This window comes from Psychrobacillus psychrotolerans, assembly GCF_900115805.1.
Classification (GTDB): Bacteria; Bacillota; Bacilli; order Bacillales_A; family Planococcaceae; genus Psychrobacillus; species Psychrobacillus psychrotolerans.
The window spans coordinates 701,509-717,416 of sequence record NZ_FOXU01000001.1; the positions used below are offsets into that span (position 1 = coordinate 701,509).

The window sequence follows — 15,908 nt, forward strand, 5'->3', positions numbered from 1 at the left end:
AGAGTTATTATAACAAAAATCTCACTAAAAAGGGGAATCGAAACTATCGATCCCCTCATTTTTTAATATATTATGTTATATTGTATTGGGTTTTTCATCTTCCTCTAACATTGTCTTTACTAACTCAGCGTAATCTTCTGGAGAAATTTCAGATTTTAAAATACCGGCATCATCTGCAATAGGTATGTCTTCTATTTCTTCCTGCGGATTACTAATTATATAACTAATAATTGCCCTAGCTAAAAATGTTAGAAGGAAAAATCCAAAAGAGATAATACATGCTTCAAGAATAATACCCATTCCCTCTATAAAAGGATATGAGAATAAAAAGTATATAGTAAAAGCAATAAGCGCTACCCAAAAATTAGAAAGAATAGTTCCTACCATTATATATCTCTCACTCCTTGATTCACCGTTCGAATATTTAGTAATTTGGTTATAGGATCAAATTCTATCGTTCTACCACTATTTCCCCCAGTATCTTCTGCGATTATAGGAATAGAATACTTTTTTAAATACTCTTTTACTGCTTCAACATTACGTGGTCCGATTCGCATTGTATCTTTAGTAGAAGAAAATTGAAACATTTGAGCTCCTCCAGCAATCTTAGCTTTTAACTTAAAAGGCTGAATACCCTCTATTTTGAGTTGCTCCACCATAGCAGGAATGCCAGTATCCGCAAATTTCGCAATATTTACTACCTCAGTCCTACCAAGACTTGAATCTGGTAACATAACATGGACCATGCCTACTGTCATGGATCTGTCGTCATATAAAACAACCCCTACACATGAACCAAGTCCTGAAGTACGTATTTTATCCGGAGCTTTTGCAATATTCATATCGGCAATACCGACTTTAACTATTTGACCCTGTGCGTTCATATTAGCTAACCCCTAAAGCTTTAAAAATAGCTTCAAATGATTCTGGATCAGGTAATAAAAAGAAATGCCCTTTCACACTTTCCTCATTCGGAACATCTTCTTCATTGATAGCAGTATCAATTACAATAACATAATCACTTACATGAGATAACTCTACCAATCCAAAACTAATAATAGCCCCTACCATATCTACGCTTAGGGCAGGCACAGTAGGATATATTTTTAAAGAAGTAAAATCTGATAGTGCAGATAGATAAGAACCAGAAAGTATATTACCAAGCTCTTGCATGGCAGAGACACCTATTTCAGAAACTTCACCTGTTTGAAAATCGAAGCCCTCATCTTGTATCAATCTTCGGATAAATCGATTTGCTTGTTCTACAGGTAGTACAAAGAACATGCTACCTGTTACATCTCCTTCAATCCTAAGATAAATACCAGCAACAACCCTCTCCGGACCTCCCGCTAAATCCATCATGTCATCAAAGGATACCATTTCTACTTTTGGAACCTTCATATCAATCTTTTTGTTTAACAATGTCGATAATGCCGTTGCAGCATGCGCAGCACCAATATTTCCTATTTCCTTTAAGACATCTAAATGTATAGAAGTTATTTTATTATCGTACATTTATTAAACTCCTGACTTTATAGGATTTAACACAAGATTTAAGTTCAGTAGTATTAAAAGGCGGCTATCGATTTTAGCTACTCCAGCTATAAAATCTGATTCCATTCCTCCTACCACTTCAGGCTGTGGTTCAATTGCATCAAGAGGTATATCTAATACATCATTAGCAGAGTCAACAATTACACCGACATTCATATCATCCAACGTAATTATAATAATACGAGTAGATTCACCTAAACTGCTCTCACCTAATCCAAACCTATTCTTTAAGTCTATTATAGGAGTAACTACTCCTCGTAAGTTGATAACTCCTTTTACAAAGTCTGGAGTTTTAGGCACACGTGTAATATATATAAGTTTTTCAATGCCTTGTACCTGACTAACAGGTATAACATACTCTTTATCTGCCAATTGAAAAACGACTACTTTTAAATTTTTATAATCTACGGCTTCTGTCATAATGCTATCTCATCCTTTCTAATTGATGCTCTTTAACTGATTAATGCATTACAATCTACAATAAGTGCTACTTTACCATTACCTAAAATAGTTGCACCAGAGATTGCGAACACACTTGATAAATATGCACCAAGTGATTTTAAAACGATCTCTTGTTGACCGATAAACGAATCTACTACAAGACCAGCCATTTTGTCTCCTTTACGGACAAGAACAACCGAATGGAATTCATCATCAGTACTTTCTCTCGGAACATCAAAAACATTTTCTAAAAATACTAGTGGAACAACTTTCCCACGGAAATCGATCACTTTTTGGTTATGAGCATTTAAAATATCAGAAGAACGTATAATAGCAGTCTCAATAATAGAAGATAGCGGGATAGCGTAAATTTCTTCTCCAAGTTCTACAAGCATTACGGAAATGATAGAAAGTGTTAACGGTAATTGAATAGAAAATAGAGAACCTTTTCCTTCCGTCGACGAAATATCTATAAAACCACCAAGAGATTCAATCGTCGTTTTTACAACGTCTAAACCAACTCCTCTACCCGAAACATCTGAAATAACATCGGCAGTAGAGAAACCGGAAGAGAGAATAAGCTCTGCAACTTGTTTATCACTTAGTGTTTGCGCTACTTCATTCGATATAATTCCTTTTGCTATAGCTTTTTTCAACACTTTCTCACGGTTAATACCTGCACCATCATCCTCAATCTCGATAAATACATGATTTCCGCTATGGTATGCACGGAGAACAACTGTACCTTCCTCTGGTTTACCTTTAGCTAAACGAATTTCAGGACTTTCAACACCATGATCTAGAGAATTTCTAATTAAGTGAACAAGAGGATCTCCAATTTCATCAATGACGGTACGATCTAATTCAGTTTCTGCCCCAATAACTTCTAAATTGATCTTTTTGTTTAAATCACGCGCTAATTGACGTACCATTTTCGGGAATCTATTAAATACCGTTTCTACTGGAACCATACGCATATTTAATATAATATTTTGAAGGTCACCAGTAATACGGGACATGCGTTCTACTGTTTCATCTAGTTCGCTATTGTGTAACTCTTCAGAGATTGATTGTAGACGACCACGATCAATTACTAACTCCTCAAACAAATTCATCAATACATCTAAACGTTCTATATTTACACGAATAGTTTTACTAGACTGAACTTGATTGCTTTTAGAAGTAGGAGATTTTTCAGTAGTTTTTACTGCCACTACCTCTTGACTACCTTCTATAACTTCTGTTTTTTCCGAAAATGGAGTCTCTTCTACTTTAGCACCCTCGATATTATTGCGTTTTTTATGTTGCTCTAATGTAACTGAGTTAACTAGTACTTCTGTTACTTCAGATACCTTCATCAATTTCTTCTGCACATCTTCGGAAGGCTCATTTGTAACTAGAGCTACATAGAAAATTTCATCAAAATCTTCTCCTTCTAACTTCTCAACGGAGGGTGAAGATTTTATAACATCTCCCATTTTCTCTAATAATTCAAAGACCATATATACTCTTGCAGCCTTTAGTAAGCAATCTTCACGCAGCTTGACAGAAATTTCATACGTAGAGAAATCCTGTTCGACTGATTGTTCTATAACTGTCATTTCATAATCATCATAAGACAACCAATTTTCTTGAGAAATATTACTTTCTACAGTGGATTCTACTGTAGTAGCAGCAACTGGAATTTCTTCTCCTGTTTCTATTTTATGTAGCTTTTGAACAGTATCTGTTACATCTAGATTTCCTTTTCCACCAGAAGCAATATCCATTACCATCTCTTCTAATTGATCTACAGCAATGAAAACAACGTCTAATAATTCTACTGTTACATGCAAACGGCCATTTCTAATTTCATCTAAGATGTTTTCCATTTTATGTGTTAAATTAGCGATATCCTCATACCCCATCGTTGCGGACATACCTTTTAAAGTATGTGCAGAGCGGAATACTTCATTTACAATTGCAATGTTTTCAGGATTTTTTTCTAATTCTAGTAAATGTTCATTGCAGGCTTGTAAATGTTCCTTACTTTCTTCTATAAACATTTCAAAATATGGATTTGTATCCATTGATTAACACCCCTTAAGGTAGATATTGTATGATAGTTTTTGCTATTTGATCTAAATCTACTACTTCATTTACTAAATTAGTTTCTACTGCAGCTTTTGGCATTCCATATACAATACATGTACTCGCCGATTCCGTTATAGCCACAACGTTTCCACTATTTTTTAACTGTTTTAGACCGAGAGATCCATCAGATCCCATTCCTGTCATAATAACGGCAATCTTGTCGAAATCATTGAACTGACTATTATCTTCAAAAAGTACATCTACCGCTGGTCTATGTCCTGCTCGAGGCGGTTCTTTGTCATCAAGAACGATGTAATAGGCCGAAACTCTTTTCTGTATACGCATATGAAAGCCACCAGGTGCTATATACGCGTGTCCATCTTGTAGTAAATCCCCATCTTCTGCTTCTTTTACCTCAATTTCAGATAATTGATTGAGCCTTTGTGCCAAAGACTTTGTAAATCCAGCCGGCATATGTTGAACGACTAATACAGGAGCTTTCATATTCTTTGGGAGTTTTGTAATTACTTCCTGAAGAGCTCGAGGTCCCCCTGTTGAAGTACCAATTAAGACCATTTTCTTTTTGGCCTTGTCCCATTTAACAGTATTAGTATTCTCAGGTATATTCCTCAATTCGATACTTTTTGATATTCCATAACTTATAGGTAATGATGAGCGTTTCTGCATTTTGTTAATGGATACTTGTGCAGCATGTTCCACTTTTTCTACTAATTCCATTTTGACCTTATGTAAATCTAAGGAAATAGTACCACTTGGTTTTGCGATAAAATCTACCGCGCCATAATCCATCGCTTGCATCGTGCTTTCCGCTCCACTTTTCGTCGTACTGGAAAGCATTACAACAGGAACTGGTGTTTCTAACATTATTTGGCGGAGCGCCTCCAAACCATTCATCACAGGCATTTCAACGTCCATAGTGAGAACATCTGGTTGTAGAGTTTTAATTTTTTCGATTGCGTCTTTTCCATTTCTTGCGATCCCAACTACCTCTATCGATTTACTATCCACAAAGAAATCACTAATTAGTTTTCGCATAAATGCAGAGTCATCTACAACTAATAACTTCTTTTTTGACTTATTGTCCATCATCTCACGTCCTTCCTGAAAAAAGACTTTTTAATCGAGATATGAAATTAGTTTGCTTAGGTGTAGCTTCTAATGCATCTTCCAAGTCGGTAAATGTATAGACTATCTTTTTTAACTTTTTCGTTATTTCAGCTTGTGGATATAAGATAGAAAATGGGGTTTGTTCCCTTACTGCCTTTCGAACAACTGTATCTTCGGGCAATACACCTAATATTGTAATTTCTTTGGAGAGAAACTTGGACATAGCTAGTTTTAATCTCCCCGTTGTTTCAGCCCCTTCTTCATCGCTAAAGGCTCTATTGCAAATAAGATAGAAATTTTTTTCAGAATCTTTATAATAAATGTATTTCATCATAGAATATGCATCCGTAATAGAGGTAGGCTCCGCTGTCGTAATGACGATAATATCGTCCACAGACATTAACAAATCTAATGTCTGACTAGTTGCACCGGCCCCCATATCAAAAACTATGTAGTCAAAGGTTTTCTGTAAATATTCGAAAGCTTCTATTAAGCGATTGAACATTTCATCTGTCCACTCCATCACACCACTTAACCCAGAACCTCCAGATATATATTGCAAGCCATTTGGACCTTCAAACAACACAGATTCTATGGGCTGTTCTCCAACTAAATAATCTTTCAAGTTATATTGAACCGATTTTCCTAGTAAAATATGAATATTGCCCATTCCAATATCCATATCAATTAGCACCACTTTTTTGCCATGCCCACTTAAAGTTGTGCTGAAATTTATAGAAAAGTTACTTTTTCCAACTCCACCTTTACCGCTAACTACCGCTAAGGAGCGCCCAAGCCTGTTTTGATTACGTAGCATTTTCATTCTAAGTTCTTCAGCTTGATCTCTCATAGCGAATCCCCTTTAAAAACAATTTGAGTAATTCTTCAAGACTAGCTTCCATAATATCTTCCGGGACTTCTTGACCATCCGTATAGTAAGCAAGTCCTTTATTATATTTAACCATTAAATTGATAATTGAGCCAATAGTATTTGTTTCATCTATCTTCGTAAAGATAAATTTATCAATAGGAAATTCACTAAATTGTTCTATTATCACTTCCATGTCTTTTTGTTTAGATGTAGACGAGAGTACTAGGAAGGTTTCCGTATCCACTTCAAATTCGATTAGCTTTTGCAAATCTCTTACAAATTTAGTTTCTTTAAAGTTCCTACCTGCCGTATCGATAAAAACGATATCTAAATGTTCGAACTTTACCATTGCTTCTTGTAAATCTTTTTCGTTATATACAATTTCTAATGGAGATTGTAATAATCCAGCATAGGTTTTTAGTTGTTCAATAGCTGCAATACGATATGTATCGGTCGTAATAAAGCCAACCTTTTTCTTTTTTTCTAAAATTGCACGTGCAGCTATTTTAGCAATCGTAGTAGTTTTGCCTACACCAGTTGGTCCAAGTACATTTATATATTTTTTAGTATAAGAAATTCCACCAAACGGAAGATGCTCCATTTGAGTTTGGAGAGAATTTTTGGTTAGACTAAGTTGATCTTCTATTTCAAAAGCATCAGTATTCTTTTTATGATGCACAAAAAGCTCATCACAAACAGATGTGATCAGCTCCTCTGACAATTCTTGCTCTTCTAAAAAGTCCATAAGAGTTTTCATCTCAGCTGGGTATGAACTTAACATTTCCGGAATTTTAATATTCTTAACCATTTGTTTTAAGTCTGCTAATTCTTTTTGGATCTCTAAAGAAACATTTTGTTGTTCTTGAGACACCATAGTTGGCATCTCAAATGTATTATTCGGTTGTTCGATTGTATCCATTCCAGCTAACACTTCAATAGATTTTTTCTTAAACAAACCTAAAAACCCTTTAGAAAAGACTACTTTAGAACTTAGTATAACCGCTTCATCACCAAGTTCTTTACGAATTAATTTCATTGCTTCGGGCATAGTACTAGCCGTATATTTTTTCATCTTCAATCTACATTCACCACCCCGACACTTTGTACCTCAATGGAGGATTCCAATTCATTATAGGAGAGAATTGGGACTTGAGGGAAATATCTTTCCGTCATTTGTCTAACATACATTCTTACTGCAGGAGAACAAAGAATAATTGGAGACTGTTCCATCATGGAAGCTCGCTCTATCTCTTTTGCCATAGACTCCAATATAGCTTGTGAATCATTAGGATCAATGGATAAATAGTTCCCATGTTCTGTTTGTTGAATACTGTCGGCAATAAGTTTTTCTACTTTTCCGGAGACTGTTAATACTTTTAGTACATTGTTATTTCCGGCATATTGAGTTGTAATCTGCTTCGCTAGAGATTGTCTTGCGTATTCTGTTAATACATCGGCATCCGACGTCATTTTTGAATAGTCAGCAAGTGTCTCAAAAATGATTGGCAAGTTTCGTATAGATACATGCTCTCTTAGTAAATTGCTCAATATTTTTTGAATTTCCCCTACAGTTAATGGAGTAGGTGTTAACTCGTCTACTAAGATTGGATATGTCTCTCTAATATGGTCTATTAATTGTTTTGTTTCTTGACGACCTAATAATTCATGTGCATTATTACGGATAATTTCTGTCATATGCGTCGAAACAACACTTGGAGGATCGACAACGGTATAACCTAGTATCTCCGCTTCCTCTTTGACAGATTCCGTTATCCATTTAGCAGGTAATCCAAAGGAAGGTTCTACAGTATCTATTCCTTCAATCGAATCATCATCACCAGGACTCATCGCTAAATAATGATCTAAAAGAAGTTCGCCTCTAGCCAGTTCATTACCTTTTATTTTTATCCGATATTCGTTTGGTTGAAGTTGAATATTATCTCGTATTCTCACTACTGGAATAACTACACCTAATTCAAGTGCTAGTTGTCTACGAATCATTACAACACGATCAAGTAAATCTCCGCCTTGGGCAGCATCCACTAATGGAATCAAACCATAACCAAACTCGAATTCTATTGGATCTACATTTAGTAGATTAATGACATTTTCAGGACTCTTCATATTATCCGTTGTAACTTCCTCTTCAAATTCTTCCAACTCTTCAGGACCCTCTTGACTAGCCTTACTTATCATATAAGCTCCTACGGCAAGTGCAATAGCAATAGGTAAAGTTAAGACTAAACCAATCGGGGTTACAATACCTAAAAGCGTTATTGTCACGGCTGCAACGTAAAGAAGTTTTGGCTGATTGAACAATTGTCCTGTTATATCTCCACCCAGATTACCTTTAGATGCAGCTCTTGTTACAACAATCCCTGTAGCTGTGGATATTAATAATGCTGGTATTTGAGAAACAAGACCGTCCCCAACTGTAAGAGTAGAAAACAGAACTGCGGCTTCCCCAAAAGGAAGTCCAAATTGAACAACACCAATAATAATTCCGAATAACAAGTTTATTATAACGATAATAATACCCGCAATGGCATCCCCTTTTACGAACTTGGTTGCCCCGTCCATAGCTCCGTAGAAGTCCGCTTCGCCACTAACCTTTTCACGTCTTTCACGAGCTTCTTTCTCAGAAATCATCCCTGCATTTAAATCCGCATCAATACTCATTTGTTTACCAGGCATAGCATCGAGTGTAAAACGTGCAGCAACCTCAGAAACACGTTCTGCACCTTTTGTAATTACGATAAAGTTGATAATAACCAAAATAGCAAATACGACTAAACCAACGAGCATATTCCCACCTGTAACAAAGGTACCAAAGGTTTCAACTACTTTACCTGCATCACCTTCTGCTAAAATTGCTCTTGTTGTAGAAATATTTAATGCAAGCCTAAATAAAGTAACAAGTAGAACGATAGTTGGAAATACAGAGAACTCTAAAGCTTCTTTCATATTCATAGCAGTCATTAATATTAATAACGCTATTGTAATATTTATAATAATAAGAAAACTTATTAACCAATGAGGAAGAGGTATTACGAGCATCGCCACTATAGATATTACAGCTGCCAATACGGTTATATCACGGACTTGCATTTACTTCCACCTCTAACTTTGCCATTAAATTTTTTGTTTAATACGATACACATAAGCTAATACTTCAGCAACTGCTTTGAAAAACTCATCTGGAATACGTTGACCTACTTCTACTTGGTCATACATTGAACGAGCTAGTGGTCTATTTTCTACCATGACCACGTTATTTTCCTTAGCAATTAGTTTTATCTTTTGTGCAACGAAATCGGCACCTTTTGCAACTACTGTTGGAGCTTCCATTGATTCATCATCATATTTTAGAGCAATAGCAAAATGTGTTGGATTTGTAATAACAACATCTGCTGTAGGGATTTCTTGCATCATCCGACGCATTGCCATTTCCCTTTGTCTTTGCCGTATACGTGACTTTATAATTGGATCCCCGTCCGAGTTTTTATGTTCATCTTTAATGTCCTGCTTAGACATCTTCAGATTTTTTTCATAGTCAAATTTTTGATAAAAGAAATCTAAAATGGATATGAACAACAATACACAGGATGCAGCTATACCCATAGTTCCGGTTAACCATCCAACAGTGGAGAGTGTATCCCAACCTGTTTTGAATGATAGAGATAAAACCTGTTCCAAATTCATCCACAATATTAAAGTAGTTACAGAACCAATAAATGATATTTTTAAGATAGATTTTAATAGCTCTATAATTGCTTTAATCGAAAAGATCCTTTTGAGACCTTTTATAGGATCAATCTTTTTCAGATCAAATTTCAATGGTTCTGTCGTAAATAGCAGTCCAAACTGAAAGAAATTTGCCGCTATAGCCGCTACTACAGCTACTAACATGATTGGTAGCAGAACCATAGCCATTTCAATTAACATATCCTTATAAATAATGATTGCAGTATCAATGGTCAGGGTTTCTATCAACATATAATGAGTAAATGCAACACTAAAAAATGTAAATATCTCTGTTCTTAAAAAACCAGCAAAGAAAAATAGAAAAACAAAAACAGAGAGTAACACAATAGCACTTGTTACATCTGGACTCTTTAAGACTTGCCCTTTTTTACGAGAATCTTCTCTCTTTTTAGGAGTCGCTTTTTCTGTTTTTTCTCCCGCAAAAAACTGCAGATCTAAGCGTAGAGCAATCATATTAGCCACCACCTAAAATTATCATCAAGTCACGCATTGCGACGACCAAAATTTCAAACATTTTCTGAATCACTGCCATTAGTACAGCCATCATCACGAGAAGGACTAAAAACCCTACACCTATTTTTATCGGATATCCTATGACAAAAATATTTAACTGTGGTACCGTTCTCGCAGTTATACCAAGGGCTACGTCCACAAGAAATAGTGTCGCAACTATTGGGATAGACATTTGAAATGCAACAGCAAAAACGCCAGCAAAAGTTTTCATAATAAATTCCACATAATTTTCTTGTCCAAAAGCTGGCCAAACCATTTCCATCGGCATAAATTGATAGCTATAGAAAATACCATCCAACAATAAATGATGACCATTTAGTGCTAATAACAACAATAGAGCTAAAGTATTCAAGAACTGACCAATTAAAGGACTTTGTGCACCTGTCTGTGGGTCAATAACGTTAGCCATTGCAAATCCCATCTGAAAATCGATAAATCCACCCGCAATTTGAACGGCTGACATAATGATATAGGCTAGTAAACCTATAAATAATCCAGATATAACTTCTTTAATGATTAACAGAATATAATCTCCATTTATTTTAAACGGTTCTACATCCAACGTATAATACATCATCCAAGATAGAACTACAGCAAATGCTATCCGATGTGATGCAGGTATTGTTCGATGTGAGAATAATGGTAACACTACAAAAAAGGCGGTTACACGGGCAACGATTAGTAAAAATACAGTTAAATTCGGTAAAATTTCATCCATCGTATCAACCAATGTATCTTATCAAATTCTCAAAAATATCTGCTGCATAAGAAGTTACTTGTGAAAGCATCCATGGACCAAAGAAAACGATAGCTACTAAAACTGCAACAATTTTAGGCACAAATGCAAGAGTTTGTTCCTGGATTTGTGTGGTCGCCTGAAAAATACTTACCGCAAGACCCGTTATTAAAGCAACTAAAAGAAGAGGACCTGATGCAAGAAGAATGACCCAAATTGCTCGTTCGGCAATTGAAATTACCATTTCATTATTCAATACAATCAGCTCCTAAAAACTTTGTAATATAGACTTCATCACTAAATACCATCCATCTACCAATACAAACAATAATATTTTAAACGGTAAAGAGATCATAACTGGCGGTAACATCATCATACCCATTGACATCAGTACACTCGCCACAATCATATCAATAACTAAAAAAGGGATAAAAATCATAAATCCAATTTGGAAAGCTGTCTTAATCTCACTAAGTGCAAAAGCAGGCACCATCACCGTTAACGGAATATCCTCTAATGTTTCAGGTCTTTCTGCTTCTGAATATCTTAAGAAAAGTTCCAAATCTTTTTGTCTTGTATGCTTACTCATGAACTCTTTGAAGGGACCACTAGCATTTTCATAAGCCTCTTCTAAAGTAATATCTTCATTAAACAAAGGCGTTAATGCATCTTCGTTGACTTGTTGTAATGTTGGAGCCATGATGAAAAATGTTAAAAATAACGCTAACCCAACTATCACTTGGTTCGGAGGCATTTGGTTAGTCGCTAGTGCAGTTCGTACAAATGATAAAATTATAACTATTCTAGCAAAAGAAGTCATTAATATTAATATACTAGGAGCTAAAGATAAGACCGTTAGTAAAAGCATCAATTTTATAGATGTGGAAAGATTCCCGGGGTCGCTGTCCGAAAAAAACTGGACAAATTCATTCATTTTTATCGCGCTCCTTCGTCTTCCAATCCTTTAATACATTACTACGGTCTTTTTGAATATCTTGAAGTCTCTTTTGGAATGTCTCCTTAAATGAAGGTTGCTTACTTTCCTTCTTCTGTGAGGTTCCTTTGTCTTTCAAGCGACCAACTATCTCAAATATGTAAGGAATACTTTTTTCAATATCTATTTTTGCTTCATATATTTTCGTTAAATTTTCTATCTCTACTGGATCGGTTATTTCTTTTAACAAAGTAATATCTTCGCCAATACCAACTAAAAATATAGAATTACCTACTTGCATTAGCTGTAATGATTTACCTTGACCTACCCCGACCCCACCTAAATTCTGAATAAGCTGGTTGGTTTGAAAGGTTTTGTTTCTACTATTTACAAAACGAAGTACACCGTAGAGTAAAGCAATAACAAACAAAAGGGCAAGCACCATTTTAATGTAATCCCATGCTGTAACAGAAACACCTGCAGAAACGGGTTCTGTCGTTTCTGTAGTATCTGGGGTTTCTTCTATAATTGCTTCAGAATCTTTTTCATTTTTGGAATTATTGTTATTTAGGTATTGTTCAACACTTTCATTTGAATCTACCTCTGCTTTCACAACAAGCTGAGTTCCAAAAGTTAAAAAAAGAAATACACTTAAAACGAGGGGAAATTTCCTCATGTCATTACCCTAAAGCTTTGGAAATAGCTTCAATTACACGATCCGCTTGGAAAGGCTTAACGATGAAATCTTTTGCTCCAGCTTGGATTGCATCGATAACCATCGCTTGTTGGCCCATTGCTGAACACATAATGATTGTCGCAGTCGGGTCTTTTGCTTTAATCTCTTTCAAAGCTGCAATTCCATCCATTTCTGGCATTGTTATATCCATCGTTACTAAATCTGGTTTAAGCTCATTGTACTTTTCAATTGCTTGAACTCCATCTCCAGCTTCACCTACAACTTCAAAACCATTTTTGCTTAAAATATCTTTAATCATCATTCTCATAAAAGCTGCGTCATCTACTACTAAAATTCTTTTCGACATAATATGTCTCCTCCAGTGCTTATCTTAAATTGTTTATACGTTCTGCTTGACTTAAAATATCTGTAATACGTACACCAAAATTCTCATCAATAACAACGACTTCCCCTTTAGCTACATGTCGATTATTGACAAGAATATCAACAGGCTCTCCAGCAAGTTTGTCTAGTTCAATGATGGAGCCACTTGTTAGTTCCAAAATCTCTTTTACAGTTCTCTTAGTACGACCTAATTCTACTGTTACTTGGAGAGGAATATCAAGTAGTAAATTTAAATTTCTCGATTCATTTTGCGATAAACTCGGCGCTTCAAAGCTTGCAAATTGTGCTTGTTGCACTTCCACTGGCGGTGCCTGCGGTCGTGTTTGCTGCTGAGTATACTGTATTGGTGCTTGCGAATGCACTTCATGTACTTGTTGTGTTTGCATGGAAGGCTGCTGTTGAACCGGCGCTTGATATACTCTTTCTTCTGTAATAGTAGCAGCTAATTCGGGTTCTTCTTCTCCTATTAAGGATTTAACTAAGCTTAGCCCAAATTCTAATGGTAATAGTTGCATAATATTAGAATCGATTAAATCTCCAATCTTAAGACGGAAAGATATTTTAATAAGTAACTCATTTTCAGGGATGGCATCTGTTCCTTCCCCTTCCTTAAGATTCATAAGGTCGATTGTAGGTGGTGATATATCTACTTTTTTGTTGAAAACGGTAGACATTGATGTTGCTGCGGAACCCATCATTTGGTTCATCGCTTCTTGAACTGCACTTAACTGAATTTCACTAAGTTCGGGCTTTGGATCTAATCCATCCCCACCAAGCATTAAGTCTGCAATAATTGCAGCATCCGATTGTTTTATAACGAGAAGATTCATACCGATTAGTCCAGCAGTATATTGTACTTGCACTGCTACATATGGATGAGGAAACTCTTCTTGTAGTTTTCTACTATTAATCATACTAATGTTAGGTGTAGTAATATCTACTTTTTGTCCTAAAAGTGAAGACAGGGCAGTAGCAGAACTACCAAATGAGATATTACCAATTTCCCCAAGTGTATCTTGAGCAAATGAATCTAAATAATCTTCTACATTTACATCTTCCATCTCTACTTCTTTCGAAGCTTCCTCATTTATATTCGTTCCTCTAAGGAGAGCCTCAATTTCGTCTTGGGAGAGCATATCATCACTCATCATCATCCTCTCCTCCTTTCACAGTTTCAATGACTTGTACAGCCATCCGTTTTTTTAGTTTTCCAGGTTGACCAATAAATTTAGGAATACCACCAACTTTAACAGTTAATGAGTCATCAATTTTAGTATTTAACTGAATGACATCTCCTAATTGTAAATACAATAAATCTTCTATAGATATATCCGTTGTCCCAATTTCTGCGACTATAGGTATTTCTGCAGCATTCACTCGTTTTTTCAGAACAGCTAATTGTTCAGGTGAAACTTCTTTTTTATTTGTTTGCATCCAATAACGCACAGATAAGTTCGGTACAATTGGTTCTAAAACTACATGAGGAATACAAATATTAATCATTCCACTTGTTTCACCAATAATTGTATTAAAAGATATTACAACAACTGTTTCATTGGGAGAGATCATTTGTAAAAATTGTGGATTAACCTCTAGCTCTGTTAGTATCGGATCGATATCCGCAATATTTATCCAAGCTTCTCGTAAATTATCAAACGAACGCTCAAATAAATTCGTCATAATCTTCGTTTCAATTTCCGTTAAATTATCTACTTTTGTATGAGCTTGTCCTTTTCCACCCATCATTAGATCCAACATGGAGTAAGCAATATTCGGATTGATCTCCATCAGAATATTACCTTCTAACGGTGGTACTTCAAACACATTAATCAATGTCATATGTGGTACCGAACGAACAAATTCTTCGAAAGGTATTTGATCGACTGAAACGACCGAAATTTGTACGTATGTTCTTAACTGGGCAGAAAAAAATGTGGTTAATAGACGAGCAAAGTTTTCATGAATTCTCGTTAAACTTCGAATCTGATCTTTTGAAAAGCGAAGTGCTCTTTTGAAATCATATGTCCTTATTTTCCTAGCTTCTTGTTCACTTTTCATTTCATCTGCTGTCATTTCACCTGTCGAGAGTGCACTCAACAACGCATCTATTTCCGATTGAGATAATATATCTCCTGCCAATCTGCCCACCTCCAATTTTTAAAAATTCTTTATTGAATAATATAAGAAGTGATATAAACTTGTTGAATTTCTCCATCATCCATTAGCTCACCAATTTTTGTTTTAAGCGCTGATTCAAATACTGCTTTACCTTTTTTACCATCTAACTCTTCAGGAGTCATTTCAGATAGTTCTGTGATCACTATATTTTTTACTTGAAAATCCCGTTTAGTTAATTCTTCTGCTGCTTTAACGCTGTCCGTCTGGACCTTTAAAGATATACGTATAAATTTATTTGACGCTAGATTAGTAGTTATCTCTGGTATATCTACAGAGGACTCAATAATTTCATCAATGGTTGGCTTATCATCTTTATCTGTCTTGTTTAACTGCATCACTAATAGCAACGCGACTACCCCCAGTAAAGTAATCGAAACTAAAATAATAAGCATAATGGTTAATAGTTTATTTTTACTCTTCATCTTGTTCACCTCTTATATGCGGGTTCGATAAAATATGTACTTCTTTGTAAAACTGAGATATTTTGGAGTATACTTCATCCCTAGATTCCAACGCTACATATTTATGACCATTTGTAAGTGTAATCGTCGTATCTGGAAAAGACTCCACAGTCTCTATGTACAGAGCATTTAACGAAAACTCCTTGCCGTTTAAACGAGTTAGATTAATCATA

19 protein-coding genes are annotated in these 15,908 nt (G+C 35.4%); all 19 read right to left on the reverse strand.

Features of this window, described 5'->3' with window-relative positions:
- Positions 1-75: 75 nt before the first annotated feature.
- The 19 genes from BM260_RS03710 to BM260_RS03800 are packed head-to-tail and all read right to left on the reverse strand — an operon-like array spanning position 76 to position 15,907.
- Positions 76-387 carry a hypothetical protein gene (locus BM260_RS03710; RefSeq protein ID WP_093535107.1) on the reverse strand — a complete coding sequence of 104 codons (312 nt, stop codon included), beginning with the start codon at positions 385-387 and terminating at the stop codon, positions 76-78.
- Positions 387-884, reverse strand: a complete 498-nt coding sequence (locus BM260_RS03715) for a chemotaxis protein CheD (protein ID WP_093535109.1) — start codon at positions 882-884, stop codon at positions 387-389. The genes BM260_RS03710 and BM260_RS03715 overlap by 1 nt, the downstream gene beginning before the upstream one ends.
- Before the next feature lies 1 nt (position 885).
- Entirely contained in the window at positions 886-1,515 is a 630-nt protein-coding gene (locus tag BM260_RS03720; protein ID WP_093535111.1) for a chemotaxis protein CheC, read from the reverse strand.
- Positions 1,516-1,518: 3 nt separating this feature from the next.
- Positions 1,519-1,974, reverse strand: coding sequence for a chemotaxis protein CheW (locus BM260_RS03725; RefSeq protein WP_093535113.1), 456 nt, complete (start codon positions 1,972-1,974; stop codon positions 1,519-1,521).
- Positions 1,975-2,006: 32 nt separating this feature from the next.
- Entirely contained in the window at positions 2,007-4,064 is a 2,058-nt protein-coding gene (locus tag BM260_RS03730; RefSeq protein WP_093535115.1) for a chemotaxis protein CheA, read from the reverse strand.
- 13 nt (positions 4,065-4,077) lie between these two features.
- Positions 4,078-5,175, reverse strand: coding sequence for a protein-glutamate methylesterase/protein-glutamine glutaminase (locus BM260_RS03735; protein WP_093535725.1), 1,098 nt, complete (start codon positions 5,173-5,175; stop codon positions 4,078-4,080).
- 4 nt (positions 5,176-5,179) lie between these two features.
- Positions 5,180-6,046, reverse strand: a complete 867-nt coding sequence (locus BM260_RS03740; protein ID WP_093535117.1) for a MinD/ParA family protein — start codon at positions 6,044-6,046, stop codon at positions 5,180-5,182.
- Positions 6,030-7,145, reverse strand: coding sequence for a flagellar biosynthesis protein FlhF (flhF, locus tag BM260_RS03745; RefSeq protein ID WP_093535119.1), 1,116 nt, complete (start codon positions 7,143-7,145; stop codon positions 6,030-6,032). Before flhF ends, BM260_RS03740 begins: the two co-directional genes overlap by 17 nt.
- On the reverse strand, positions 7,142-9,175 hold the full coding sequence (gene flhA, locus BM260_RS03750) for a flagellar biosynthesis protein FlhA (RefSeq protein ID WP_093535121.1): 2,034 nt from the start codon (positions 9,173-9,175) through the stop codon (positions 7,142-7,144). The genes flhF and flhA overlap by 4 nt, the downstream gene beginning before the upstream one ends.
- A gap of 24 nt (positions 9,176-9,199) precedes the next feature.
- Positions 9,200-10,285 carry a flagellar biosynthesis protein FlhB gene (gene flhB / locus BM260_RS03755; RefSeq protein ID WP_093535123.1) on the reverse strand — a complete coding sequence of 362 codons (1,086 nt, stop codon included), beginning with the start codon at positions 10,283-10,285 and terminating at the stop codon, positions 9,200-9,202.
- Position 10,286: 1 nt separating this feature from the next.
- Positions 10,287-11,063 (reverse strand): flagellar biosynthetic protein FliR, encoded by a 777-nt coding sequence (gene fliR, locus BM260_RS03760; protein ID WP_093535125.1) that lies wholly within the window; start codon positions 11,061-11,063, stop codon positions 10,287-10,289.
- Between the two features lie 4 nt (positions 11,064-11,067).
- Complete coding sequence (fliQ, locus tag BM260_RS03765) at positions 11,068-11,337, reverse strand: flagellar biosynthesis protein FliQ (RefSeq protein WP_093263173.1); 270 nt, start codon at positions 11,335-11,337, stop codon at positions 11,068-11,070.
- Positions 11,338-11,349: 12 nt separating this feature from the next.
- Positions 11,350-12,015 carry a flagellar type III secretion system pore protein FliP gene (gene fliP / locus BM260_RS03770; protein ID WP_093535127.1) on the reverse strand — a complete coding sequence of 222 codons (666 nt, stop codon included), beginning with the start codon at positions 12,013-12,015 and terminating at the stop codon, positions 11,350-11,352.
- Positions 12,008-12,691 (reverse strand): flagellar biosynthetic protein FliO, encoded by a 684-nt coding sequence (locus BM260_RS03775; RefSeq protein ID WP_093535130.1) that lies wholly within the window; start codon positions 12,689-12,691, stop codon positions 12,008-12,010. Before BM260_RS03775 ends, fliP begins: the two co-directional genes overlap by 8 nt.
- A 4-nt stretch (positions 12,692-12,695) precedes the next feature.
- Complete coding sequence (locus BM260_RS03780) at positions 12,696-13,058, reverse strand: response regulator (protein ID WP_093535132.1); 363 nt, start codon at positions 13,056-13,058, stop codon at positions 12,696-12,698.
- A gap of 19 nt (positions 13,059-13,077) precedes the next feature.
- The gene (gene fliY, locus BM260_RS03785; RefSeq protein WP_093535727.1) at positions 13,078-14,244 is read right to left on the reverse strand and encodes a flagellar motor switch phosphatase FliY; all 1,167 of its coding nucleotides are present in this window, start codon (positions 14,242-14,244) and stop codon (positions 13,078-13,080) included.
- On the reverse strand, positions 14,237-15,235 hold the full coding sequence (fliM, locus tag BM260_RS03790) for a flagellar motor switch protein FliM (protein ID WP_093535134.1): 999 nt from the start codon (positions 15,233-15,235) through the stop codon (positions 14,237-14,239). The genes fliY and fliM overlap by 8 nt, the downstream gene beginning before the upstream one ends.
- Before the next feature lie 29 nt (positions 15,236-15,264).
- Positions 15,265-15,696: a flagellar basal body-associated protein FliL gene (fliL, locus tag BM260_RS03795; protein WP_093535136.1), complete on the reverse strand. Its 432-nt coding sequence runs from the start codon at positions 15,694-15,696 to the stop codon at positions 15,265-15,267.
- The gene (locus BM260_RS03800) at positions 15,686-15,907 is read right to left on the reverse strand and encodes a flagellar FlbD family protein (protein ID WP_093535138.1); all 222 of its coding nucleotides are present in this window, start codon (positions 15,905-15,907) and stop codon (positions 15,686-15,688) included. Before BM260_RS03800 ends, fliL begins: the two co-directional genes overlap by 11 nt.
- Between the last annotated feature and the right edge of the window lies 1 nt (position 15,908).